Genomic DNA, 25,010 nt, shown 5'->3' on the forward strand with positions numbered 1-25,010 from the left:
CCGGCCATTCACTCCGCTATTCCCACTCGATGGTTCCCGGCGGCTTGCTGGTGACGTCCAGCACCACCCGGTTGACGCCGTCCACCTCGTTGGTGATGCGGTTCGAGATCCGGGCCAGGAGATCATAGGGCAACCGCGACCAGTCGGCGGTCATGGCGTCCTCGGAGGACACCGGACGGAGCACGATCGGGTGCCCGTAGGTGCGGCCGTCGCCCTGGACACCCACGCTGCGGACGTCCGCCAGGAGCACGACCGGCATCTGCCACACTTCGTCATCCAGTCCGGCCGCAGTCAGTTCGGCGCGGGCGATCGCGTCGGCCTTACGGAGCAGGTCCAGGCGTTCCTTGGTGACGTCGCCGACGATCCGGATGCCGAGGCCCGGGCCGGGGAAGGGCTGGCGGCCCACGATTTCCTGCGGCAGGCCCAGCTGGGCGCCGACCGCGCGAACCTCGTCCTTGAACAGGGCGCGCAGCGGTTCAACGAGCTCGAACTGCAGGTCCTCCGGCAGCCCGCCGACGTTGTGGTGGCTCTTGATGTTGGCTGCGCCTTCGCCGCCGCCGGACTCGACGACGTCCGGGTACAGGGTGCCCTGGACGAGGAACTTGATCTTCTCACCGTGCGCCGCGGCTTCGGCGATGATCGCCAGTTCAGCTTCCTCAAAGGCGCGGATGAATTCGCGGCCGATGATCTTGCGCTTGGTCTCGGGATCACTGACACCGGCCAAGGCGTTGAGGAAGCGTTCCTGCTCGTTGGCCACGTAGAGCTTGACGCCGGTGGCGGCCACAAAGTCCCGTTCGACCTGTTCGGCTTCGCCTTCGCGCAGCAGCCCGTGGTCCACGAAGACACACGTCAGCTGGTCGCCGACCGCGCGCTGCACCAGGGCCGCGGCAACGGCGGAGTCAACGCCGCCGGAGAGGCCGCAGATGACCCGGGCGTCGCCGATCTGGTCGCGGATGCGCTGGACCTGTTCTTCGAGGATGTTGCCGGTGGTCCAGTTCGGCTCGAGCTTGGCGCCTTTGAACAGGAAGTTCTCCAGGACCTGCTGGCCGTAGGCCGAGTGCTTGACTTCAGGGTGCCACTGCACGCCGTAGAGGCACTTTTCCTCGTTCGCGAAGGCAGCCACCTCGGCGCCCGCCGTCGTCGCGAGCACTTCAAAGCCCTCCGGCGCCGCATGAACGGAGTCGCCGTGGCTCATCCACGTGTTCTGGTGCTGGGGCATGCCGGCCAGGATGGACCGGCTGTCGCCGAGGACGGTGGTCTGCGTGGAGCCGTACTCGCGCAGGCCGGTCTTGTCGACCTTGCCGCCGAGGGCGTTCGCCATGGCCTGGAAGCCGTAGCAGATGCCGAAGACCGGGACGCCGGCTTCGAAGAGGTCGGCACCGACGCTGGGGGCACCGTCGGCGTAGACGCTGGCGGGGCCGCCCGAGAGGATGATCGCGGCGGGGTTCTTGGCCAGCAGCTGCTCGGTGCTGAAGGTATGCGGAACCACTTCCGAATACACATTCGCTTCCCGGACGCGGCGGGCAATCAGCTGCGCGTACTGGGCACCGTAGTCAACAACCAGAACCGGCCTGTGGGACGTCTGGGATGCAGTGGGAGTAGTCACCCCACTAGCCTACTTTGCGGCGCTGCCCGCCTGCACATTGAGAAGTCGCTGCGGCCCCCGAATCGCGCCCCGGGTAAGCGATCTCACACGCCCGACGGCGGCTTCCGCTGCACGCGGACATGCCCGGTTCAGTAGCGCTGGGGTGCCTGCGGGTTCGCGGCGAGCTCGGCCTCGACCTCGGCGTGGAATTTCTTCTCGACGAAGAAGGACAGGAACGGCACCACGCCGCCCAGTGCCAGAACCACGAGCTTGGTGAACGGCCAGCGCATCAGGGACCACAGCCGGAAGTTGGAGATCAGGTACACGACGTACATCCAGCCGTGCACGATCAGGACCGTGACGGAGAGGTTGACGCCCCCGATCACTCCCGGCGGCTCGGCGTCGGCGAAGCCCAGGCCGAACGGCTGCCCGGTGACCGCGTCGGTCCCGCCCACGTAGAGGTACTGGCCGAAACCGTACCGGGCGATCAGCTCGGCGCAGAGCAGGAGCAGCATTGAGCCGGTCAGGTAGGCGAGCACTTTGTAGAACTTCAGGGCGGACCGGATTTGGGCTTCAGTGCCGCCGAAGCGGCGCTTCTTGCCGGCTGCCCCCGCGCCGTTGGTGGACTGCGGCTGGATGGCGGGCTGGGGCTCGATCATGATTGCACTCTCGGGTCTGTCGGATAGGGGTTTGTGGAGTTTGGATCTTCGTCCGGCTCTGCGGGGTCCGGGGCTGTGGGGCCGGCTTCGGGTCCGGTTGCGGGGCCGGTTTCGGCGTCGAGCGCGTCTTCGAGGTCGCGGCGGTAGTCGTCTTTGACCAGGCGCCACCAGATGAACAGCGCGAAGCCGGCAAAGACCACCCATTCCACCGAGTAGAACAGGTTCAGCCAGTTGACCTGCTGCGCGGGCGGCTGCGGACCGATCAGCAGGGGTTTGACGGCGCCGCCGGCGGCTGCGGGGCTGACGTCGGTTCCGCCGGACAGTTCGGTCCTGGCGGCGACAAAGCCCGGGTAGCTGCTGACGTTCCAGTCGTTGATGAGCTCGGCGACCGAGACCGCGCTGGCGCGGCCGGGTCCGGGGTCGGTGTGCGCCACCGGGGATTCGGACGGCAGCAGCCGTCCGGTCAGTTCGATGGGGCCCGACGGCGGCGCGGCGGCGTCCGCGGGGTCGGCGACCCAGCCGCGCGCGACCGGAATCCACGTCTGCGGGGAAGCCCCGCTGCCCGTCAGGACGGGAGCATCCTTGACGGCGAAAGCGGAGACGATCCAAAAACCCTTTGCCCCGTCATTGAGCCGGCCCGGGACGAGGACCTGCTTTTGGGGGTCGTAACTGCCGGTGGCGGAGACGATCTGGTCGGCGGCCGTACCGGGAAAAAATTGTCCCGGCTGCAGGACCGAGGTGAGCGGGCGCGTCTCCTCGGTGGCGGTGGAGACCGGAGCCTCCGTCTGGGTTGAGCGGCCAAACTGCCACTGGCTGAGCAGCACAAAGACCCCGGAAATGGCGATCGCGAACACCAGTCCTGCGATCCAGCGGGGCTTGAGGGCAGTTTTTAGCACCTGTTAACCGTACTTCGTCTCCCTGTAGAACACCGAAACGGGGCCCGGCCCGCCCCTAGAGTGGGGCAGCAGGGTCCCTGCGTGGCGACGGAGTCGACACGAAAGGGCCTGCCCCAATCTCTGCCCCAACCTCTAGTGATCGAAGAACACCAGGCTGGAATTGATCAGTTCGGCGATGACTTCGGCGTCGTAGGCCCGGCGGAGGGATTCCCGGAAGGACTCCTTGGACAGGGAGCGGGCCAGCGTCGCGAGCACCTCCAGGTGGTCGGAAAATGAACTCGCCGGTGTGGCGATGAGCAGGACCACCGTGGCGGGCCCGTCCGCGGCGCCGAAATCGAGCGCCCGGCCGTATTTGGTGATGCCGACGGCGATGGAGGTCTGCGAGACCAGTTCGCTGCGGGCGTGCGGCAGCCCGACCCCGCCGGGCAGGCCGGTGGCGAGCTGGTGCTCCCGGGCGTTGACCTGCTCGAGGAAGCCCTCCAGATCGGAGATCCGCCCCGCCTCGTACATGCGCTTCGCGAGCTGGGACGTGGCATCGAGCTTGTCCGTGGCATCCATTTCGAGGATGACCATCCCGGGCGTGGTGAGCTCGGCGTCATACCGGTCCAGTGGTTCCGCCAAGAGATGTCCCTTCGAAGTGGCGCCAGTGCACACCGGCCGGCGCTGAGCCTCAACGCAAGGGAACGATGTCCTCCACACCCAGCCGTGCGGCGTCGGCGGATTCGTCGTCCGGCTGCTGCTGGCTCAGGCGCTCGGCATCAACCCGGGCCAGATAGTGCTTGATTTCGCTCTCGCGCTGCGCATCACTCCAGCCGAGAACGTCTCCGATTAGTTTAGCGACTACCGGGGCGGCGGACACACCCCGGTCCCACGCCTCGATCGAAATCCGGGTGCGGCGGGTCAGGACGTCCTGGACGTGGCGGGCGCCCTCGTGGGTGGCCGCGTATACGGCTTCGGCCGCGAGGTAGTCATCGGCGCCCGGCAGCGGTTCGGCCAGTTCGGGGTTGCTGCTGATCAGGGCCAGGACCTCCGGAGCCATGGCGCCGTACCGGTTGAGCAGGTGTTCGATCCGGGCCACGTGGACGCCGGTCTCCTCCGCCATCCGGTTCCGTTTGTTCCACGCGGCCTTGAAACCACTGGCTCCCAGCAGCGGGATGGACTCGGTGCAGCTGGGCGGGACGCGCTCGTCCATGCTGCGTGTTGCCTCGTCAACCGCGTCCTTGGCCATGACCCGGTAGGTGGTCCATTTGCCGCCGGCCACCACCACGAGCCCCGGGACGGGGTGGGCGACAACGTGTTCGCGGGAGAGCTTGGCAGTGGAATCGCTTTCCCCGGCCAGGAGCGGGCGGAGCCCCGCGTACACGCCCTCGACGTCTTCGCGGGTGAGCGGGCGCTTGAGGACGGTGTTGACATGCTCCAGCAGGTAGTCGATGTCCTTGCTGGAGGCGGCCGGGTGGGCCTTGTCGAGGTGCCAGTCGGTGTCCGTGGTCCCGATGATCCAGTGCCGCCCCCACGGGATCACGAACAGCACGGACTTTTCGGTCCGCAGGATCAGCCCAACCGTGGACTGGATCCGGTCCCGGGGCACTACGAGGTGGATGCCCTTGGAGGCGCGCACCTTCAGCTGCCCGCGGTCCGTCACCATGGCCTGGGTTTCGTCGGTCCAGACGCCGGTGGCGTTGATGACCTGCTTGGCGCGGATGCTGAAGTTCGTGCCGTCCTCGTGGTTGACCACCTTCGCGCCGACCACCCGCTCGCCTTCGCGCAGGAAATCCACCACGGCCATCTGGTTCACCGCATGGGCGCCATAGTGCGCGGCGGTCCGGACGAGGTTCGCGACGTACTTGGCGTCGTCCACCTGGCCGTCGTAGTACCGGATCGAGCCCACGAAGGCGTCGTCCTTCAGGCTGGGGGCCGCGCGCAGGGTCCCGCGGCGGCTCAGGTGCTTGTGGAACGGCACGCCGCGGCTGTGCCCGCCGGTAATGGACATGGCGTCGTACAGCGCGATCCCGGCCCCCACATACGGGCGTTCGAGGAACGGTTTGGTCAGCGGGTACAGGAACGGCACGGGCCGGGCCAGGTGCGGGGCGAGGACGGAGAGGATGAGCCCGCGCTCGTGCAGGGCCTCCTTGACCAGGGCGAAGTCCAGCATCTCCAGGTAGCGCAGGCCGCCGTGGATGAGCTTGGAGGAACGCGACGACGTGCCGGCGGCCCAGTCGTTGGCCTCGACGATCCCGACGGTGAGCCCGCGCGTGATGGCGTCCAGCGCGGCGCCGGCGCCGACGATGCCCCCGCCCACGATCAGGATGTCGAGTTCCTTACCGGGTTCGGAAGAGCCCTTGAGGACCGCGATCGAAGCCTCGCGTTCCGCCGGGCCAAGGGCACCTCCGGCCACGGGAGAACCGCCGGGAAAACTGTTCATGTCACGCCTCCATCCGGATCAAACCTCGTAGGGCACCAGACTACGTCGAAGTCCCCCGGATGGGCAGGGGCCAATCACCGGCCGGCGCGGGGTTCAGTTGCCGGCGTATGGCGAGACGACGACGTCGACGCGCTGGAATTCCTTCAGGTCAGAGTAGCCGGTGGTCGCCATCGAACGGCGCAGCGCGCCGACCAGGTTGGAGGTGCCGTTGGTGTGGTGGCCCGGCCCGAACAGGACCTCTTCGAGCGGACCCACCGTGCCGACATTGACCCTGTCCCCGCGGGGCAGTTCGAGGTGGTGGGCCTCCTGTCCCCAGTGCCAGCCCTTGCCGGGTGCTTCCTCGGCGCGGGCCAGGGCGCTGCCCAGCATCACGGCGTCGGCGCCCATGGCGATGGCCTTGACGATGTCGCCTGAGCTGCCCATGCCGCCGTCGGCGATCACGTGCACGTACCGTCCGCCGGATTCGTCCATGTAGTCCCGGCGGGCGGCCGCGACGTCGGAGATGGCGGAGGCCATGGGCGAGTGGATGCCGAGCGCGCGGCGCGTGGTGGTGGTCGCTCCCCCGCCGAAGCCGACCAGGACGCCGGCGGCGCCGGTGCGCATCAGGTGCAGGGCCGGGGTGTAGCCGGCCGCGCCGCCGACGATCACCGGAACGTCGAGTTCGTAGATGAACTGCTTGAGGTTCAGCGGCTCGTGGTCCTTGGAGACGTGTTCGGCCGAGACGGTGGTTCCGCGGATAACGAAGATGTCGACGCCGGCAGCCACCACGGTCTTGTAGTGCTCCTGGGTGCGCTGCGGGGTCAGGGAGCCGGCCACGGTGACGCCGGCGGCGCGGATCTCGGCCAGGCGCGAGGTGATCAGTTCGGGCTGGATCGGCGCCTGGTAGAGCTCCTGCATGCGCCGGGTGACGGCGGGGCTGTTGGTCTCGTCCGCGAGGCCCGCGATTTCATCCAGCACCGACTGCGGGTTCTCATACCGGGTCCACAGGCCTTCGAGGTCCAGGACGCCGAGGCCGCCGAGCCGGCCCAGGGCGATGACTGTTTCCGGCGACATGGCCGAATCCATCGGCGCCGCGATGACCGGCATGTCGAACTTGTAGGCATCGATCTGCCAGGAGACGGATACGTCCTTGGGGTCACGTGTGCGTCGGTTGGGGACGATCGCAATGTCATCCAGGGAGTAGGCACGGCGCCCGCGCTTGCCTCGGCCAATCTCAATCTCGTAAGTCACTGCTCTAGGTTATCCCAGTCGGCGGTTGTGTCCGTGAGCGGTGCGGCCGGCCTCCGGTTTTCCCGGCGCGCCGCGGAACGGACAGCGCCGACGTAAGCTGGCCGGATGGGCACGAGGTGGATTTTCGACGGCCACATCGCCGGGATCGGCACCGCGTCCGGCCTGCGCGCTGTATTGGGGCTCTGGCAGCAGTCCCCGTTCGGCGCCTTCGCCGACGCCATGGTGGAACTGCCCGCGGGCCGGCGCATCCTGCTGGCCCCGACGGACGAGGCGGCCGACTTCATTGCCGCGGTCTACAACTTCGATGAGGTGCGCGTCGTCGCTGTCTCCGCCCGGCAGGCCGACGGCCTGCTCAGCGTGGACGCCGGGAACCTGCGGGTCCGGGCGAGGCTCGGCGCCAGGACTGCGCTCGGCGCGGCGGCGCGGCTCATCCCGACAGCAGTGGCGGTACATCCGCGGTGGCTGCGTGCCGTGAGCCCGCTCGCGGGCGTGCTGAGCCCCGGGGTGCGCACCGCGGGAACCGCCGGGGCCGGCCGGCGGGAGTACTACGGCGTCACTGATCTTCACCGCATCGACGCCGCCACGGTCAGCTGGGACGGGCTCGACGCCGGTCCCCTGTCCGCGGTCCGGCCCGCCGTCGGCTTCGGCTTCAGCAGCGTCCCGCCGCGGCCCGGCCTGGCCCGGGTCCGCACCACCGTGGAGGCCGGGCCGGTCACTCGCCGCTGATCCCCTCCGTGTCCGGGACGGTCAGCTGGGATTCGAACATGCGGAAGTACCGGCCGCGCAGTGCCACGAGTTCCCGGTGCGTGCCCTGCTCCACGATCCGGCCGTCCTCGAGCATGTAGATGACGTCGGCCTTCTCGATCGTGGCGAGGCGGTGGCTGATGGCGATGATGGTGCTGCTGCGGTCGGCGAAGAGCCGGGTGAAGATCCGGTGCTCGGCGAGCGCGTCGATGGCCGACGTCGGCTCGTCCATGACCATGAAGGAGGCGCCGCGGTAGAAGTTGCGTGCCATCGCCAGGCGCTGCCACTGCCCGCCGGACAGCCCTGACCCCTTCCGCCCGCGCGGGTCCTCCATCCAGTTGCTGACGTGGTTGTCCAGGCCGTTGGGCAGCTTGTTGATGAAGTCGAGGGCCTCGGCGTCCGCGGCGGAACGGCGGACCCGGACGTCGTCGCGGGGCGAATCGACGTCGCCGAAGAAGATGTTCTCCGCCGCGGTGGCGAATTCGTATCTGAGGAACTCCTGGCTGAGTACGGCCAGGTGCCGGTGCCAGGACTTGACGTCGACGGCGGCGAGGTCGACGCCGTCGAGCAGCACCTGCCCGGAATCCGGCCGGTACAGTCCGGCCAGGATACGGATCAGGGTGGACTTGCCGGCGCCGTTCTCCCCCACGATTGCGATGTGCTGGCCCTGCCGGATGGTCAGTGAGATGCCGCGGATGACTTCCAGGTCGCTGCCGGTATAGGTGAAGCGGATATCCCGCAGCTCCACAGTCTTGGGCGCCTCCAACAGGGCCGGGGCGTGGGCGGTGTGCACGGGCAGCGCCATGAACAGCTCGTAATCCTTGAGGTTCGCCAGGTCCTCGTCGATCGAACTGAGCGAGGAGACGAGGTTGTTGGCCGTGGACAGGGCGCGGCTGACGATCTGCTGGACGTAGAGGAACTGCCCCACCGGCTGGGCGTGGGCGATGATCTGGCCGACCACCCAGATCAGGGAGACCACTTCGGCGCCGTACTGCAGGGCGTCGGCGGCGAGCTGTTTGGGGATGTAGCGCTTTTGGAAGTCCAGCCGGCGTTTTTCGTCCGCGTCCCGGAGCCGTGAGCGCAGCCCCATGAGGTAGCCGACGATCCCGTAGAGCCGCATCTCCGCGATGTGCTGGGGGCGCAAGAGGTTGGTTTCGATCATCCGCCGCTGCCGGCGCGAATCGACCTGGGTGTTCCAGTGCGCGATCTGTTCGCGCGAGAGCTTGAACTGCAGGTAGACGCTGGGCACGATCGCGATCAGGACGATCACGGCGATCCACCAGCTGACAAGCAGCAGCGCCCCGATGGCCAGCAGGACGGAGACGAGCTGGGTGAAGATCGCGGCGATCCGGTCCAGGACCCGGGCGTAGGAATCGGCGAAGCGCTTGGCACGGTCGTACAGGTCCACGGTCTCTTTGTCGTCGTAGCGCCAGAAATCCAGGGCCAGGAAACGGTCGTACATGAGATCGCCGACGATCGCGCCGACCTTGAAGCTCATGACCTGCTGGATGTAGCGGTCCACGCTGCTGAATGATCCCCAGAAAAGCCCCAGGACGGCCGTGATGATGACGTAGACGATGGCCTGGGCGCCGGCGTCGGCGTTGCCCGCGTAGGCGGCGGCCAGCGCCGTCGTGGTCAGCGCGGCGAAGTAGGTGGTGACGAGCGGCAGCAGTGCCGAGATCAGCGACCCCAGGACCTTCATGACGACGGCGGACGGTGACGCCCGGAAGCTCACCCGCAGCACCTGCGCCACGGCGCGGGCGTAGGGCTTCAGCGCGAGCGTGCGTTTCGGTTCCCGGGCCGGCACGAGTTCGGACATGCCTCCAGCCTAGTTGCGGGTCGCGGCAACGCCAGATGGCAGCAGGGGCCGTTCTGAACGTTCAGAACGGCCCCTGCGGCGGGTTACCTGGTCAGCGTGCGTGGGTCAGCGCGAACCGTAGTTCGGGGCTTCGACCGTCATCTGGATATCGTGCGGGTGCGATTCCTTGAGCCCGGCCGCGGTGATGCGGACGAACTTGCCGCGGGCCTTCAGCTCGGGGACGGTGGGCGCGCCGGTGTAGAACATGGTCTGGCGCAGGCCGCCGACCAGCTGGTAGGCCACCGACGACAGCGGACCGCGGTAAGCGACCCGGCCTTCGATGCCTTCCGGGATGAGCTTGTCATCGCCGGAGACGTCGGCCTGGAAGTAGCGGTCCTTCGAGTAGGACGTGTTCTTGCCGCGGGTCTGCATGGCGCCGAGGGAGCCCATGCCGCGGTAGCTCTTGAACTGCTTGCCGTTGACGAAGATCAGGTCGCCCGGGGATTCGTCGCAGCCGGCCAGGAGGGAGCCGAGCATCACGGTGTCGGCGCCGGCGACCAGCGCCTTGCCGATGTCGCCGGAGTACTGCAGGCCGCCGTCGGCGATCAGCGGCACGCCGGCCGGGATGGCGGCCTTGGCCGACTCGTAGATGGCGGTGATCTGCGGGACGCCCACGCCGGCCACCACGCGGGTGGTGCAGATGGAGCCGGGGCCGACGCCGACCTTGATGCCGTCGGCACCGGCGTCGATCAGCGCCTGGGCGCCTTCGCGGGTGGCCGCCTGGCCGCCGATGATGTCCACGTGCGCCGCGGCGGGCTCGGCCTTGAGCCGGCGGATCATCTCCAGCACGCCCTGGGAGTGGCCGTTCGCGGTGTCCACGAACAGGGCGTCCACGCCGGCGTCGACAAGCGCCATGGCGCGTTCCCAGCCGTCGCCGAAGAAGCCGATGGCGGCGCCGACGCGCAGGCGGCCTTCCTCGTCCTTGGTGGCCAGCGGGTACTGCTCGGCCTTGGTGAAGTCCTTCGTGGTGATCAGGCCCTTGAGCCGGCCCTGCTCGTCAACGAGCGGGAGCTTCTCGATCTTGTTGGTGGCCAGCTTGTGCGAGGCCTCGTCGCGGCTGATGCCGACGTGCCCGGTGACGAGCGGCATCTTGGTCATGACGTCGCTGACCAGCCGGATCGGGAAGTCCGATTCCGGCACGAAGCGGGTGTCGCGGTTGGTGACGATGCCCAGCAGCCTGTTGCCCTCGTCCACCACCGGGAGCCCGGAGACGCGGTAGCGGGCGCAGATCTCGTCCAGTTCGGCCAGGGTGGCCTCGGGGCCGATGGTCAGCGGGTTGGTGATCATGCCGGATTCGCTGCGCTTGACCCGGTCCACGTGGTCGGCCTGGTCGGCGATGGACAGGTTGCGGTGCACGACGCCGAGGCCGCCCTGGCGGGCCATGGCGATGGCCATCCGGGATTCCGTGACGGTGTCCATCGCCGCGGACAGCAGCGGGGTCTGGACCGTGATGCGCTTGGAGATCCGGGAGGACGTGTCCGCTTCCGAGGGGATCACGTCGGTGTGCCCGGGCAGCAGCAGGACGTCGTCGTAGGTCAGGCCGATAAAGCCGAAGGGGTCGTGTTCGGGCTGGGTCATGAGTGCGCCTCTTACCTTGGGTTACGGGGTTCACGGGTAGGGGTTGCAACAGATGACCAGCCAGTCATTACGGGTCTGGTCTGTGCAGAGGGGTTGAATAAATAGTAGAACCTTGGCGGCGATCCCCATATTCCGCAGCCGCCGGGGACGGTAATGTGCCCGTCCGATGTGAGCCATCCCATCCGGCCCCCGGGGGTGCCGGGGGCCGGGGCGTGCTACTTCCAGCCGGTCGCGGCCAGGAGCCGCTGCTCGAACATCGGGATCATGGTCTGCACGTAGGTCTTGGTCAGGTGGTTGTCGTCTTTGTAGACGTACACGTTGCCGACCACCGCAGGGCAGATCCCGTTGGCGCAGATGAAATCGCTCATGTCCATCAGGTGCAGCCCGGGAACCTTGCCGCGGTAGGCGTCCAGCGGCGAGGACCCGGCCAGCGACTCCTGCTCGGGCACATTGCACTGCGCGGCGGCCTCACCGTTCTTCTGGACGCACTCGGGCATGTTGATGGTGAAGCGCGGGTTGTCGCGGATGCCCACCACGTCCATGCCGGCGTCGGTGAAGGGTTTGATGCCCTCAAGGTACTGCGGCACCTCGGTCTCGAACGGCGCCTCCTTGTGGGTCAGGGACGCGACCGTGAAGACGGCGTCGGGGCGGTGGTCCATGACGTACTGCGCGCTGGCCTTGTTGAAGGCGTTGCAGTCCGCGTCCCGCTCCGGGGACTCCCCGCCGAAACGGCAGTTGCCCTTCAGCAGCGTGACAACCTCCCAGCCGTGGCTCTTCGCGATCGGGCCCAGCGCCGCCATGTACTGCTGGGCGTGCGAATCGCCGAGCACCACGATGCGTTTGGTGACCTTCTCCGGCTTGTTGTTCTGCAGGCAGCCCTGCAGCAGGGGGTCGCTGGGGACGTTCTCGTCGGTGCACAGCCCGTCGATGTCGGCCCACTCGTTCTTCATCGCCGCGGGGGCGGGAATGATCTTCGCCTCCGGGGTGGGCTTGCCGGCGTTCTCCGGAGCGAGGGCGGCCGCCCCGGGGGTCAGTTCCTTCGGCTGGGCTGCCGCGGCAGCCTCATCGGCCACGAGCCGGGTCTGCCACACGGCGACCGGCCCCGCCAGCAGTGCACCGCACGCGGCAATCACGACGGCGGTGCGCCAGGCGCGCCGCTTCGGCCAGTGCCATTCGCGCAGCGGCTTTTCGACGAAACGCGTGGTGAGCACGGCCAGGACGAGGGACGCGGCCACGATGCACAGCCCCTGGACGAGGTTCGGTGCCGTGATGCCGGCGCCGGCGAGGGCCAGGACCAGCAGCGGCCAGTGCCAGAGGTAGAGCGCGTAGGAGTTGTCCCCGAGCGAGACCAGGGGCTTCCAGGTCAGGAAGCGGTCGACGCCGAACCGGCTGCCGCTCTGCCCGGCCGTGATGATTGCGGCGGCGGCCAGCGTAGGCCACAGCGCGATGAAGCCGGGGAATGACCGGTCCACGGTCAGCAGCAGCCCGCAGGAGAGCATGGCTGCCAGGCCTGCCCAGCCCAGCACCACGCGGACCATCCGGCCCGGCTTCAGGTACGGCAGCGCGAGCGCCAGGAGCGAGCCGAGCGCGAACTCCCAGAGCCGGGCGCCGGTATCGAAATAGGCGTGGGCCTGGTTGGTGGCGGTCTGCTGAACGGAGTAGGCCAGGGACAGGACAAAAATGGCGCCGAACGCAGTGGCCAGCAGCGGCCGGAAGCCCAGCAGCGCGTGGTCCCTGCCGGTGCGGCGCCGAAGCGGCCCCCGCAGGAGGCGGCTCAGCAGTGCCGTGCCGGCGAACACGAGCGGCCACAGCACGAACACCTGGCCCTGGATCGACAGCGACCAGAAGTGCTGCAGCGGGCTCGCCCCCGAATGGTCCTGCGCGTAGTAGTCGACCGCGCTGTCCGCCAGAAGCCAGTTCTGCCTGTACAGCAGCGAGGCCCAGGCCTGGTCCAGGACGTCGGGCCAGCGGCTTTGCGGCAGGATCGCCCAGGTGCCGGCCAGCACGCCGAGGACCACCACGACGACGGCGGGCAGCAGTCGCTTGAGCAGGTGCAGCCAGTGCCCCAGCAGCTTCAGCGGTGCACCGGTTTCGACTTTCCGGGTGAAGCTGAGTGTCATCAGGAACGCTGAAATCAGCAGGAAGATGTCCACGCCGCCGGAGACCCGGCCCAGCCACACGTGGTAGGTGACCACCATGAGGACCGCGAGGGCGCGAAGGCCCTGGACTTCTGGACGGTAGCTGGCTTTTCGGCTCGCGGGTGAACCCGCATCCGCTGCTGGCGGGGTGGCGGTGGTTCGCTCGTTCGACACTCAAAACCCTCCGTGACGGCCTCCAAAACCTCAATGTTACCGAAACGTAACTTTCATTGCCAATCGCGGCGGCCCCGTGCCGGTGTCGGCGCGGTCCGGGGAGGGCGCGCCGGCAGCTAGGCTGATACGCGTCTGAGGAGGCCGCGAAGTGATCGTGCAGCTGCGAATCTGTGTCCCCGGCGAGTTGTCCGGGGTTGTTCTCGAGAGTTGCGCCGGCGAGGTCGGCGTCGCGGAAGTCGCCGTGGACAAGGGCGCATCGGTCATGCCGGCGGGGGATGTCGTCGAGGTCCTGCTCGCCCGCGAATCCGTGGAAGGGCTCGTGGAAAAACTCCATGCCCTCGATGTCCAAAAGCTCGGATCAATTGCGATCACCATGCCGGACCTGGTGCTCTCGGACCGCGCGGACCGGGCGGAGGCAGAGGCCCCCGGCGAGGGAGCGGACGCCGTGATCTGGGACGAGGTGTCCCGGCAAAGCGGCGAAGATTCACGCCTGACGTGGAGCTATCTGACATTCCTGGTCCTGGCCACGCAGCTGGCCGCGATCGGCATCGTCACGGACTCCACGATCGCAATCGTCGGCGCGATGGCCGTGGGGCCGGAGTTCGGACCGCTGGCCGCGCTGGCCGTGGCCTTGGTCCGGCGCCAGCGGCGGCTCGGACGCGACGCGGCCCTGGCCCTCGGCATCGGGTTTCCCGCGGCGATGCTCGCCGCTGCCCTGACCGCATGGCTGTCGGTCCCGCTCGGGCTCTTCCCCGCGGATACGCTCGACCGTGGCACAGCCGTCGAATTCATCTACCACCCGGGCCCGTACTCGCTGATCGTCGCCGTGCTCGCCGGAACCGCGGGGATGCTTTCGGTCATCAGCCGGCGCTCGACCACGCTGGTCGGCGTGTTCATCTCTGTCACGACGGTGCCCGCGGCCGGGTTCGTGGCCGTGGCACTGGTCCTGGGCGAATACCAGAAGGCGGCCGGCTCGGCCCTGCAGCTGTTCCTGAACCTGGCCGGAATCGTGGTGTCCGGCGTCGGGGTGCTGCTGTTCTACCGGCTGGTGACCAAACGGCTGTCACCGGAAGCGGCCCTGCGGCTGCGGCGCAAGGCGGGCCGCCAGCAGCGCTGACGGCCCGCGGCGCGGGTGCCCGTTACCCGGCGTTCCAGCCGGTCGCCGCCAGGAACTCCGTCTCGAAGTACGGGGTGAGGCTCTCCATGTAGGTCCTGGTGACGTGGTTGTCGTCCTTGTAGACCATGACGTTGCCGATCACGGCCGGACACACCTGCTTCTGGCAGAAGAAACGGCTGAAGTCCAGGAACTTCGTGTCCGGCAACTGCCCGGCCACCGCTGTGTCGGGCGACGTGGCCTGGTAGTTCTCGGCCGTCGTCGATCCGCAGGCCGCGTAGTCGTCGGGATCATCCTCCAGGCACGCGGGCACGGGCTTGTGCATGCGCGGGGTGTCCCGCAGCGCCACGACAGGGATGCCGGCGTCGTTAATGGATTTGATCGGCGGAACCCAGCCCGGGTCCATGAACTCCGTGGCCCCCGGGGCCGGTTCCGTGCGGGTGCTCGTGGTCACCACGAGGTCCGGCTTCATGTCCAGCACCTTCTTGAGGGTGTCCTTGTTGAAGTCCAGGCAGCCGTCGGAGAGCCCCGGCGCCGGACCGACCGTGACCGGGCAGTAGCCCTTGGTGATGGCCTCCACCTTCCACCCGTACTTCTCGGCCAGGCTCAGGACGGGGGTGGCCCAGACGTGGGCGTGCGAATTGCCGATGATCACCACGGTCTTGGCGGCATTCTGCTTGCCATTGGTGCAGATGTTCGTGAGTTCCTTCTCATTCGACGTGCAGCCGCCCTCATACTTGGGCCAGTCGTCCGCGACGGTCGTGAGGCTGGGAAGGAGCGGGGCGGAAGGGTCGGCCCCGCTGACATAGGCCGGGTCCAGTGCCCGGGCGCCCGGGTTGTTGGCCCAGGCCTGGCTGGCGGCCGCCGCCGTGGCGACGTTGATCTGGAGCTGCCACCCCACCAGCGGCACGACGGCGGTCACCACGGCCGCGGCGATCGCGATGGCGGCGCGCCGCCGCTTGAGCTCCGGCCATTTCCACTCCCGCCAGGGCTTTTCAATGAAGCGGGTGGTGAGGTAGGCGAGCACCAGCGAAACGGCCACAATCACGGAACCCGTGATGGGCCCGGCCCGGTCCTTGTCCGTCGCGGCCAGCGAGATGACCAGGACCGGCCAGTGCCACAGGTACAAGGCGTAGGAGATGTCCCCGAGCCGGACCAGGGGGCCCGAGCTGAGGAAGCGGTCGACGCCAAGCTTGCTGCCGGTCTGCCCGGCCACGATCACGCAGGCTGCGGCCAGGGTGGGCCAGAGGGCCACGTACCCGGGGAAGGATGCCTCCACGTTGAGCAGGAGGCCGCAGCTGAGCATGGCCACAATGCCCAGCCAGCCCAGTCCCATGCGGACCTTCCGGGGAAGCCGCAGGGCCGGCAGGAACAACGCCACGAGGGTGCCCAGGGCGAACTCCCACAGGCGTGCCCCGGTGTCGAAGTAGGCCTCGGTCTGGGACGACCGGGTGTAGAGGATCGAGAAAATCAGGGAGCCGACGAAGATCGCGGCGAAGATGTAGCAGAGCAGCACGCGGTAGCGGAGCTTGAAGCGCCTGGCCACGAGGGCCGCGCCGGCGAAGATCAGCGGCCACAGGATAAACACCTGTCCCTGGATCGAGAGGGACCAGAAGTGCTGGAAGGGACTGGCCTGGCTGTGGTCCGAGGCGTAGTAATTGGTGGCCTGGGACTGCAGGAACCAATTCTCGACGTAGAAGAGGGAGGCCCAGCCCTGGGAGATCACTTCGAGCCAGCGGGTCCGCGGAAGGAAGAGGATGCTGGCGGCGAGGACGGCCACGAGCACGGTGACGGCGGCCGGGACCAGGCGCCGGAAGAGGTGCAGCCAGTGTTTGATCAGTGCCATGGGCCGGCGCTGTTCATAGCGTCCGACGAACTGCAGCGTCATGAGGAACGCCGAGATCAGCAAGAACACGTCCACGCCGCCGGAGACCCGGCCCAGCCAAATGTGGTAGCTCATGACCATGAGCACGGCCAGGGACCGGAGCCCTTGGATTTCGGGCCGGAAAGTGGGCTTGCGGTTTGTCGGCGGAGCGCCGCCGGATTGGGCAGGCGGGACCAGGGTTCTTTGCTGTGTCATAGAAAACCCCTCATACCGGTAACCAAAACGTCCATGTTACCCAACCGTAATCTTGATGGCCAATCGTCGCGGCGGGCATCGCTCTCTATTCAGGCACGCCAAGATGGGAGTTTCCAGTTAATTCGCTGCGGCGTCCGTGCGCCGCCGGGCCGGGTCCGGCCGCAAAAAAGGGACGGCCCGGCAGGTTGCCGGGCCGTCCCTCTTGCGGGCGCAGCTTAGTGCTGGTGGCCTGCGTGCTCGTCTTCGTCAGCCGGCTTCTCCACCACGAGGGTTTCCGTGGTGAGGACCAGCGCGGCGATGGAGGCAGCGTTGCGGAGGGCCGCACGCGTCACCTTGACGGGGTCGATCACGCCGGCGGCGATCAGGTCCTCGTAGTCGCCGGACTTGGCGTTGAAGCCCTGGTTGACGGCGGATTCGGCCACCTTGGCAACCACCACGTAGCCGTCAAAGCCGGCGTTCTGGGCGATCCAGCGCAGCGGCTGGGTCAGGGCGCGGCGGACGATGCCGACGGCGGCAGCCGCGTCACCTTCGAGGGCCTGAACGGCGGAGTCCTCGTCGAGGGCCTTCAGCGCGTGAATGAGGGCGGAGCCGCCACCGGCGACGATGCCTTCTTCAAGGGCCGCACGGGTCGAGGACACGGCGTCCTCGATGCGGTGCTTCTTTTCCTTCAGCTCGACCTCGGTGGCGGCGCCGACCTTGATCACGCCGATGCCGCCGGCCAGCTTGGCCAGGCGTTCCTGCAGCTTTTCCTTGTCCCAGTCGGAATCCGTACGGGTCAGCTCGGCGCGCAGCTGGGCAACGCGGGCGGCAACGTCCTCGGCCGAACCGGCGCCGTCGACGATCGTCGTATTGTCCTTGGTGACCGTGATGCGGCGGGCGGTGCCGAGCACCTCAAGGCCAACGGTGTCCAGGCTCAGGCCCAGCTCCGGGGAAACGACCTGGGCGCCGGTGAGGGTCGCGATGTCCTGCAGCATGGCCTTGCGGCGGTCGCCGAAGCCCGGCGCCTTGACGGCCACGACGTTCAGGGTGCCGCGGATGCGGTTGACGATCAGCGTGGAGAGGGCCTCGCCCTCGACGTCCTCGGCGATGATGAAGAGCGGCTTGGAGCTCTGCAGCGCCTTTTCCAGCAGCGGCAGGAATTCCTGCACTGAGGAGATCTTGCCCTGGTTGATCAGGATCAGGGCGTCCTCGAGGACGGCTTCCTGGCGCTCCGCGTCGGTGACGAAGTACGGGGACAGGTAGCCCTTGTCGAACTGCATGCCCTCGGTGAGGACCAGTTCGGTCTGCGTGGTGGAGGATTCCTCGATGGTGATCACACCATCCTTGCCGACCTTGCCGAACGCCTCGGCCAGGAGCTCGCCGACCTCGTCGCTCTGGGCGGAGATGGAGGCAACGTTGGCAACCTGCGTGCCCTCGACCGGGCGCGCGTTCTCCAGCAGGCGGGCAGCGACGGCTTCGACGGAAACCTCGATGCCGCGCTTGATCTCACCCGGTGCGGCGCCTGCCGCAACGTTGCGCAGGCCTTCCTTGACCAGGGCCTGGGCCAGGACGGTGGCGGTGGTGGTGCCGTCACCGGCAACATCGTTGGTCTTGGTGGCGACTTCCTTGGCAAGCTGCGCGCCAAGGTTTTCGTAGGGGTCATCCAGCTCGACTTCGCGGGCGATGGTCACGCCGTCGTTGGTGATCGTGGGGGCGCCCCACTTTTTGTCCAGTACGACGTTGCGGCCGCGCGGGCCCAGCGTGACCTTGACGGTGTTGGCGAGCTTGTCGATGCCGGCTTCAAGCGACCGGCGGGCAGCGTCGTTAAACGCAAGCTGCTTTGCCATGGTTGTGTCCTTTCAAGACAGAACCCCGCGCAACTGATCCGTTCGTGGCGAAGGATCGGCTGCGCGGGGGTCCAAGAGAGTTACTTTACGACGATCGCCAGAACGTCGCGGGCGGAGAGCACGAGGTACTCGGTGCCGCCGGTCTTGACTTCGGTTCCGCCGTACTTGGAGTAGATGACGACGTCGCCGACGGCAACGTCAACGGGAACGCGGTTGCCGTTGTCGTCGAAGCGGCCGGGGCCTACGGCGACAACTTCGCCTTCCTGCGGCTTCTCCTGTGCGGAGTCCGGGATAACCAGGCCGGAAGCCGTGGTCTGCTCGGCTTCGAGCGGGCGGACAACAATACGATCCTCAAGAGGCTTAATAGAGACCGACACTCGGACCTCTCCTTTTCGTCAGCAAATTCGTGGACTATGAAGCGGTGATGCCAAGGCGTACAGACCGTCGTCGCGGTGCCGGCAGCGCGCCTGGCGGAACGTGCTTCATGTGTTAGCACCCTCCTAGGGAGAGTGCTAATGACGACTCTATGTAACGGGTTAGCACTCGGTCAAGGCGAGTGCCAGAAATTCGTTTCAGGTGAACATCCCCGCACAGGACATGCTCAGCCTGAGGCTCCACCACTGGACATAGCACCCCCCTGTCCACCCGTGGCCGCAAAGAATGAGCATGCCCCGTGGACACCCCAGCCCAACGCCCCGGGCCCGCAGTCACCCGGCCCCCATCAGCCCTCGTCGCCCCGGGACATGCTCAGCCCTGGCCTCCACCATTGGACATAGCACCGCTATGCCCAGCCGTGGCCGCGCAGAATGAGCATGTCCCCCGGGGCGAAGGGGTTCCGCGGGGCATGCCCGCCCCTTGCCGCGCAGAATGAGCATGTCCCACCGGAGGTGCGAAGCATGTCCGGCGCTGGCGCCAAAGAGTGGGCATGTCCGGTGGGGGCATGCGGCTACTGGCCGGCGAGGTCCTCGAAATCGACGTCCTCGCCGTCCTCGGCATCCTCATCGGGGCCGGCGTCGTTGCGGTGCCGGTACACCAGCAGTCCCCCGGCCGCGGCCAGCACGAGGCCGACCAGCAGGAAAATGATCCCGCCGAGCCGGGCCGTGGCATAGGTGTCCCGGATGGCGCGGGCCTCATCCGTGGCGTCCTGGACGCTCTTGCCGCCGACGGAATAGACCGTGGCGTTGAAGGAATCGAGGAAGAAGATGATCACGAGCAGCGCAGCGCACACGACGGCGATCACGGCTCCGGCGATCAGCGCCGGCCGGGCGTAGCGGGCCGGGCCGTGGAGGTGGCGGCGTCCCGGACCGGCGCTGTCCCCGCCGGTGCCGTCCGGTCCGGCCGGGTTTTGCCCGGCCGTGTCCTCTGGGGTGCTGTTGCCTGTACCGCTGTCTTCCATGCCGTCAAGCCTAGCCCGGCTGGTCCGTTCACAGCGGGTCCCCGGCGCTGAACTACGCTGGATGGCATGACTGACGCACCGCAGGAACACATCGCCCCGATCCTGACCCCGGAGGGCTGGGAACTGCTGGCGTCGCTGGGCCCGTACCGCGAGGACGAGGCCTTCCGCCTCACAGCGTCGCTGCGCAAGGCCGGCCACTCCCCCGAACTGGTCTCGGCCGTCCTCACCCAGTCCCGGCTGCGGACGAAGGCCGAGGCCAAGTTCGGCGAGTTCGCCCGGCAAATGGTCTTCACCAAAGCCGGCCTGGAACAGGCCACCCGGCTGACCGTCGCGGCCCGGCACGCGCAACGCTTCGCGGAGGCGGGAGCCGGCCATGTCGCGGACCTCGGCTGCGGGCTGGGCGCCGATGCGATGGCGCTGGCGTCCCTGGACCTGAAGGTCACCGCGGTGGAGATGGACGAGGCCACGGCGGCCTGCGCCACGATGAACCTGATCCCGTTCCGCAACGCCACCGTGGTGCACGCCGATGCCACCGCGGTTTCGCTGGACGGGGTCGACGGCGTCTGGCTGGACCCGGCCCGGCGCACCACCTCTGCCTCGGGCACCAAACGCATCTGGGATCCGGAGGACTTTTCCCCGCCGCTGTCGTTCGTGGAGTCGCTGGCCGGCACCGGGCGCGCAGTCGGCGTGAAAATGGGGCCCGGCATGCCGCACGATTCCGTGCCGGCGGGCTGCGAGGCGCAGTGGGTTTCCGTGGACGGGGACGTCACCGAGGTGGCCTTGTGGTTCAACGGAGTGCGGCGCCCCGGAGTGCGGCGGGCAGCCCTGGTGCTCGGTCCCCGCGGTGCCGCCGAACTCACCAGCGGCGAGGATTTCGACGCCGGCCCGGCGGCGCCCGTGGGCCCGGTGGAGGGCTACCTGTACGAGCCCGACGGGGCGGTGATCCGCGCCGGTCTGGTGGCCGACGTCGCGCTCCAGCTGGACGGACACCTAGTGGACGAGCACATCGCCTACATCTGCGCACCCGAGCTGCGCGACACGCCGTTCGCCAGGGCCTACAAGGTCCTGGACGTGATGCCGTTCCACGTCAAGGCGCTCAAAGCCTGGGTACGGGACCAGGGCATCGGCGTCCTGGAGATCAAGAAGCGCGGCACGGCCGTCACCCCGGAAGAGCTGCGCAAGCAGCTGCTGCCGGGCGGCAGCGCGAAGGGCAAGAACAAAAAGTCGGCTACCCTGGTCCTCACCAGGATCGGCGAGGACCGGGTGGCCATCTCGGTGGAGCCGGTCTAATACGCACGCGGTCCGGCAAAGGCGCCGGCCGCGGCTCCGACAGGGCCACGGCTGCGGCGTCGGCCGGCCGGCTACTGGGCGCGCATGAACTCCTCGGCGGCCCGGACCTGCTCATCGGTCGGCCGGATCCCGGTGTAGAGCACGAACTGTTCCAGCGCCTGGATCGTGGCAACCTCGGCACCGGTGATGACGGTCTTCCCGGCCGCGCGGCCGGCCTTGACCAGCGGCGTCTCAGCCGGAAGGGCGACGACGTCGAACACCACCTTGGCGGCGTCGATGGCTTCCTGCGGGAAGGACAGCGATTCGGCGTCCGGGCCGCCGGCCATGCCGACGGGCGTGACGTTGATGATCATGTCGGCCGTCGCGCTCCCGGATTTCGCTGAGCCCAGTTCGGCCCGCCAGGCGAACCCGTAGAGATCGGCCAGGCCGCGTCCGGTGGCCTCGTTTCGGGCCACGACCGTCACGTCCTTGAACCCGGCATCCCGCAGCGCGGCCACGGTGGCCTTCGCCATGCCGCCGGAACCCAGGACCAGGACCGTGTAGTCGGTCGGCACGGCGTTGCGCTGCAAAAGCTGCTCGATAGCCGTGTAGTCGGTGTTGTAGGCGGTGAGCTTCCCGCCGTCGTTGACGATGGTGTTGACCGAATCGATGGCCTTCGCGGAGGGGTCCATGACGTCCACGAGGGCGATCACGTCCTCCTTGTAGGGCATGGACACCGCGCAGCCGCGGATCCCGAGGCCGCGGACCCCGGCGATCGCCTGGCCGAGGTCGGTCGGGGCGAAGGCCTTGTAGATCCAGTTCAGGCCCAGCTGTTCGTACAGGTGGTTGTGGAAGCGCGTCCCGTTGTTGCTCGGCCGGGCCGAGAGCGAGATGCACAGGGTCATGTCTTTGTTCAGAATGGGCACAGGTCCATTAAACGCCAGGACCGCCCGCGCACCCCGCAGCCCCGCCCGGGACGCCGCCGGCCGGGACCGCCTGTGAATACACTCACGCACCAGGCGTAACTTTGACACCGTTCCGGGGCCGGCCCTGCACTAGACTTGGACCACCCGCGGCCCTGCCAGCCACCCGGCCGGCGCCTTCATGGGAGTTGTCACCCGACACCGCCGGTGGCGCCCCCGGGGGCACGTCCGAAGGGTGTTGCCGGCACATTTCCCCGCAGGACGACGGCCAGGGACAGCAGAACAGTGAAGGGACCACATGAAGATCGAGTTCGCTTCGTCCAGGCAGTCGACTCTTGGCGTGGAATGGGAGCTGGCGCTCGTCGACGCCGAGACCGGTGAACTGGCCTCCGTGGCGAACCAGGTGCTCCGCGGAGTGGCCGCCCGGCATCCCGAACTCAACGAGGACGACGAACACCCGCACATCAAGCAGGAACTGCTGCTGAACACCGTGGAACTCGTCACCGGCGTCTGCACCACGGTGGCGGAAGCGAAGGCGGACCTGAACAGTTCGCTCGCGGCTGTCCGCGACGTCACCGATCCGATGGGCGTGGAGGTCTTCTGCGCCGGGAGCCACCCGTTCAGCCCGCCCCAGCTGCAGCCCGTCACGGACAAGGAACGCTACGCCAAGCTCATTGACCGGACCCAGTGGTGGGGCCGGCAGATGGTCATTTACGGCGTCCACGTCCACGTCGGGCTGGACAGCCGGGACAAGGTCCTGCCGGTGCTGGACGGCCTGGTCAACTACTTCCCGCACTTCCAGGCGCTCTCGGCGTCCAGCCCGTTCTGGGGCGGCGAAGACACCGGCTATGCCTCCCAGCGCGCCCTCATGTTCCAGCAGCTGCCCACCGCGGGCCTGCCGTTCCAGTTCGCTTCCTGGGCGGACTACGAGTCCTACGTCCAGGACATGTTCACCACCGGCGTGATCGACACCCTCTCCGAGATCCGCTGGGATATCCGGCCCGTCCCCGCCCTGGGCACCATCGAGATGCGCATCTGCGACGGCCTGGCCACGCTGGAGGAAGTGGGGGCCATCGCCGCCCTGACCCAGTGCCTCGTCGACGAGTTCTCCACCACGCTGGACCACGGCGGCACGATTCCCACCATGCCGCCGTGGCATGTGCAGGAAAACAAGTGGCGCGCGGCCCGCTACGGCCTGGACGCGATCATCATCCTCGACGCCGAGGGCAACGAACAGCTCGTCACCGACCACCTGCGCGCGACGCTCAAGCGGCTGGAGCCAGTCGCGGCGAAGCTGGGGTGCAGCGCCGAACTGGCCGACGTCGAGAAGATCATCCGGCGCGGCGCGGGCTACCAGCGCCAGCGCCGGGTTGCCGCCGAACACGGCGGGGACCTGCGCGCCGTCGTCCTGGACCTGGTCAAGCAGATGCGGCAGGGCCCGGAAGCCTAGCCCCGCTGCCCGGCGGACGTCCGCCTGGGCTTCCGCCCGCCGGGCAGGAATCCGCGCGGGCTCAGTACAACTAGGTGGAGACGGTCGTGACCGGCATTGAGGAGTCCGGGGCAAACCCGATCCCGCTCGGCTCCACCCCGGCCATCACCAGCTGCGCGCCGAGGGCGGCCACCATGGCGCCGTTGTCCGTGCACAGCGACAGCGGCGGTACCGTCAGGCGGATCCCCGCGGCGGCGCAGCGCTGTTCGGTGAGCTGGCGCAGCCGGGAGTTGGCTGCGACGCCGCCGCCCAGCAGCACCTCGGTGATGCCCTGCTCGCGGCAGGCGAGCACCGCCTTGGACGTAATCACATCCACCACGGCCTCCTGGAAGGCCGCGGCGATGTCTGCGACCGGGACCGTCTCGCCGCGGGCCTCGAACTGCTCCACGCAGCGGGCGACGGCGGTCTTGAGTCCGCTGAAGGACCAGTCGTAGCGGTGCGGGCCCGGTTCCTCGGCCGTGCCCATGTATTTCGGCTGGGTCAGGCCGCGCGGGAACCGGATGGCTTTCGCGTTGCCGGTGCGGGCGAGCCTGTCGATGGCCGGCCCGCCGGGGTAGCCCAGGCCCAGAAGCCGGGCCACTTTGTCGTACGCCTCGCCGGCGGCGTCATCGATCGTGGAACCCAGCAGTTCGACGTCGTCCGTGATGCTCCGGATCCGCAGGATCTCGGTGTGGCCGCCGGAGACCAGCAGCGCGCCCATGTTCTCCGGCAGCGCGTCCGGCGGCGTTGCGGCGCCCTGTTCGAGGAGCCCGACGCCGACGTGCGCGACCAGGTGGTTGATGGCGTACAGCGGCTTTCCGGTGGCGACGGCGAGGGCCTTGGCCGCGCACACCCCCACCATGAGCGCCCCGGCCAGCCCCGGGCCGGAGGTCACGGCGATCGCGTCCAAGTCCGCGAGGGACACGTCCGCCTCCGCGAGCGCCTCGTGGAGGGTGGGGACGAACGCATCGAGGTGGGCGCGGGAGGCGATCTCGGGAATCACCCCGCCGAAGCGGACATGCTCCTCCATGGAGGAGGACACGGTGTTGGTCAGCAGCGTCGTCCCGCGGACAATGCCGACGCCGGTTTCGTCGCAGGAGGATTCGATGCCGAGCACGAGCGGCTGGGTGCGGTTCATGGGCGGCCTGCTTCCTTGGGCTGGGGGCTGAGGGGCTCGCCGGGGAGCTGGAGCCGCATGATCAGGGCGTCGACGCCGTCCCGGTAGTACCGGGGCCGGACGTGGATCTGTTCGAAGCCGAAGCGCCGGTAAAGCTGCTGGGCCCGAGGGTTGTCCGCCCGGACCTCCAGGAGCACGTCCTGCGCGCCGCGGCGGCGGCTTTCGGCAATCAGCTCGCTGAGCAGGGCCGAGCCGATGCCCTTGCCTTCCTGTTCGGGCACCACGGCGATGGTCTGGACGTCGGAGATGGGTTCGATGCACATCAGCCCGGCGTAGCCCACGACGACGCCGCGGAGCTCCGCGACCAGGTAGCGGCGGGTTTCGGCCTGGGCGAGCTCGTCCCGGAACATCTGCTGCGGCCACGCGTCCACGGGGAACAGCCGGCGTTCGAGGTCGTGGACGGCGGGGATGTCCGCGGCATCCATGTCGCGCAGGGTGATGCCGCCGGGCAGCGTGATCGGTGCGGGGTGCTG

At 68.2% G+C, this 25,010-nt stretch carries 20 protein-coding genes; 4 read left to right on the forward strand and 16 right to left on the reverse strand.

All coding sequences use genetic code 11. The annotated features are described in order from the left end of the window. Positions 1-16 precede the first annotated feature (16 nt). The 6 genes from guaA to CFN17_RS00115 all read right to left on the reverse strand — a co-directional run bounded on the left by guaA (position 17) and on the right by CFN17_RS00115 (position 6,792). The gene (gene guaA / locus CFN17_RS00090; protein WP_208749370.1) at positions 17-1,606 is read right to left on the reverse strand and encodes a glutamine-hydrolyzing GMP synthase; all 1,590 of its coding nucleotides are present in this window, start codon (positions 1,604-1,606) and stop codon (positions 17-19) included. Between the two features lie 128 nt (positions 1,607-1,734). Continuing rightward, a complete protein-coding gene (locus CFN17_RS00095) occupies positions 1,735-2,244 on the reverse strand; it encodes a DUF3817 domain-containing protein (RefSeq protein ID WP_208749371.1) in 510 nt (169 codons plus the stop codon). Beyond that, entirely contained in the window at positions 2,241-3,140 is a 900-nt protein-coding gene (locus CFN17_RS00100) for an SURF1 family protein (protein ID WP_208749372.1), read from the reverse strand. Before CFN17_RS00100 ends, CFN17_RS00095 begins: the two co-directional genes overlap by 4 nt. Positions 3,141-3,272: 132 nt before the next feature. Continuing rightward, a complete protein-coding gene (locus tag CFN17_RS00105; protein ID WP_208749373.1) occupies positions 3,273-3,761 on the reverse strand; it encodes a PTS sugar transporter subunit IIA in 489 nt (162 codons plus the stop codon). Positions 3,762-3,810: 49 nt separating this feature from the next. After that, positions 3,811-5,562, reverse strand: coding sequence for a glycerol-3-phosphate dehydrogenase/oxidase (locus CFN17_RS00110; protein ID WP_208749374.1), 1,752 nt, complete (start codon positions 5,560-5,562; stop codon positions 3,811-3,813). A gap of 93 nt (positions 5,563-5,655) precedes the next feature. Next, the gene (locus tag CFN17_RS00115) at positions 5,656-6,792 is read right to left on the reverse strand and encodes a GuaB3 family IMP dehydrogenase-related protein (RefSeq protein WP_208749375.1); all 1,137 of its coding nucleotides are present in this window, start codon (positions 6,790-6,792) and stop codon (positions 5,656-5,658) included. A 105-nt stretch (positions 6,793-6,897) separates the two neighbouring features. On the opposite strand from CFN17_RS00115, the gene CFN17_RS00120 reads away from it, so the two are divergent. Further along, positions 6,898-7,518 carry a hypothetical protein gene (locus tag CFN17_RS00120; protein ID WP_208749376.1) on the forward strand — a complete coding sequence of 207 codons (621 nt, stop codon included), beginning with the start codon at positions 6,898-6,900 and terminating at the stop codon, positions 7,516-7,518. Here CFN17_RS00120 and CFN17_RS00125 read toward each other — a convergent pair. The 3 genes from CFN17_RS00125 to CFN17_RS00135 all read right to left on the reverse strand — a co-directional run bounded on the left by CFN17_RS00125 (position 7,505) and on the right by CFN17_RS00135 (position 13,284). After that, positions 7,505-9,355 carry an ABC transporter ATP-binding protein gene (locus tag CFN17_RS00125; RefSeq protein WP_208749377.1) on the reverse strand — a complete coding sequence of 617 codons (1,851 nt, stop codon included), beginning with the start codon at positions 9,353-9,355 and terminating at the stop codon, positions 7,505-7,507. The two genes, CFN17_RS00120 and CFN17_RS00125, sit on opposite strands and share 14 nt — an antisense overlap. A 105-nt stretch (positions 9,356-9,460) precedes the next feature. Continuing rightward, a complete protein-coding gene (gene guaB, locus CFN17_RS00130; protein WP_208749378.1) occupies positions 9,461-10,972 on the reverse strand; it encodes an IMP dehydrogenase in 1,512 nt (503 codons plus the stop codon). A gap of 215 nt (positions 10,973-11,187) precedes the next feature. Further along, positions 11,188-13,284 (reverse strand): acyltransferase family protein, encoded by a 2,097-nt coding sequence (locus CFN17_RS00135; protein ID WP_208749379.1) that lies wholly within the window; start codon positions 13,282-13,284, stop codon positions 11,188-11,190. Positions 13,285-13,432: 148 nt separating this feature from the next. On the opposite strand from CFN17_RS00135, the gene CFN17_RS00140 reads away from it, so the two are divergent. Continuing rightward, positions 13,433-14,401, forward strand: coding sequence for a DUF389 domain-containing protein (locus CFN17_RS00140; RefSeq protein ID WP_208749380.1), 969 nt, complete (start codon positions 13,433-13,435; stop codon positions 14,399-14,401). Between the two features lie 22 nt (positions 14,402-14,423). On the opposite strand, the gene CFN17_RS00145 is transcribed toward CFN17_RS00140, so the two are convergent. The 4 genes from CFN17_RS00145 to CFN17_RS00160 form a co-directional block, all read right to left on the reverse strand. Continuing rightward, positions 14,424-16,478, reverse strand: a complete 2,055-nt coding sequence (locus CFN17_RS00145; RefSeq protein ID WP_208749381.1) for an acyltransferase family protein — start codon at positions 16,476-16,478, stop codon at positions 14,424-14,426. Positions 16,479-16,693: 215 nt separating this feature from the next. Next, complete coding sequence (gene groL, locus CFN17_RS00150) at positions 16,694-18,304, reverse strand: chaperonin GroEL (RefSeq protein ID WP_208749382.1); 1,611 nt, start codon at positions 18,302-18,304, stop codon at positions 16,694-16,696. An 80-nt stretch (positions 18,305-18,384) separates the two neighbouring features. After that, the gene (gene groES / locus CFN17_RS00155) at positions 18,385-18,681 is read right to left on the reverse strand and encodes a co-chaperone GroES (RefSeq protein ID WP_028275747.1); all 297 of its coding nucleotides are present in this window, start codon (positions 18,679-18,681) and stop codon (positions 18,385-18,387) included. Positions 18,682-19,250: 569 nt separating this feature from the next. Then, positions 19,251-19,700 (reverse strand): hypothetical protein, encoded by a 450-nt coding sequence (locus tag CFN17_RS00160; RefSeq protein ID WP_208749383.1) that lies wholly within the window; start codon positions 19,698-19,700, stop codon positions 19,251-19,253. Positions 19,701-19,766: 66 nt separating this feature from the next. Between CFN17_RS00160 and CFN17_RS00165 the strand changes: the two genes are divergently transcribed. Further along, on the forward strand, positions 19,767-20,990 hold the full coding sequence (locus tag CFN17_RS00165; RefSeq protein ID WP_208749384.1) for a class I SAM-dependent methyltransferase: 1,224 nt from the start codon (positions 19,767-19,769) through the stop codon (positions 20,988-20,990). Positions 20,991-21,061: 71 nt separating this feature from the next. Here CFN17_RS00165 and CFN17_RS00170 read toward each other — a convergent pair whose 3' ends face one another. Next, the gene (locus tag CFN17_RS00170) at positions 21,062-21,895 is read right to left on the reverse strand and encodes a shikimate 5-dehydrogenase (RefSeq protein WP_261792286.1); all 834 of its coding nucleotides are present in this window, start codon (positions 21,893-21,895) and stop codon (positions 21,062-21,064) included. 295 nt (positions 21,896-22,190) lie between these two features. Here CFN17_RS00170 and CFN17_RS00175 point away from each other — a divergent pair, with 295 nt between their 5' ends. Further along, positions 22,191-23,342 carry a glutamate--cysteine ligase gene (locus CFN17_RS00175; protein ID WP_208749385.1) on the forward strand — a complete coding sequence of 384 codons (1,152 nt, stop codon included), beginning with the start codon at positions 22,191-22,193 and terminating at the stop codon, positions 23,340-23,342. A 70-nt stretch (positions 23,343-23,412) separates the two neighbouring features. On the opposite strand, the gene tsaD is transcribed toward CFN17_RS00175, so the two are convergent. Continuing rightward, positions 23,413-24,498: a tRNA (adenosine(37)-N6)-threonylcarbamoyltransferase complex transferase subunit TsaD gene (tsaD, locus tag CFN17_RS00180; protein WP_208749386.1), complete on the reverse strand. Its 1,086-nt coding sequence runs from the start codon at positions 24,496-24,498 to the stop codon at positions 23,413-23,415. Continuing rightward, positions 24,495-24,962, reverse strand: a complete 468-nt coding sequence (rimI, locus tag CFN17_RS00185) for a ribosomal protein S18-alanine N-acetyltransferase (RefSeq protein ID WP_208751251.1) — start codon at positions 24,960-24,962, stop codon at positions 24,495-24,497. The genes tsaD and rimI overlap by 4 nt, the downstream gene beginning before the upstream one ends. Positions 24,963-25,010 lie beyond the last annotated feature (48 nt).

It is taken from the genome of Arthrobacter sp. PM3 (genome assembly GCF_003352915.1).
Classification (GTDB): domain Bacteria; phylum Actinomycetota; class Actinomycetes; order Actinomycetales; family Micrococcaceae; genus Arthrobacter.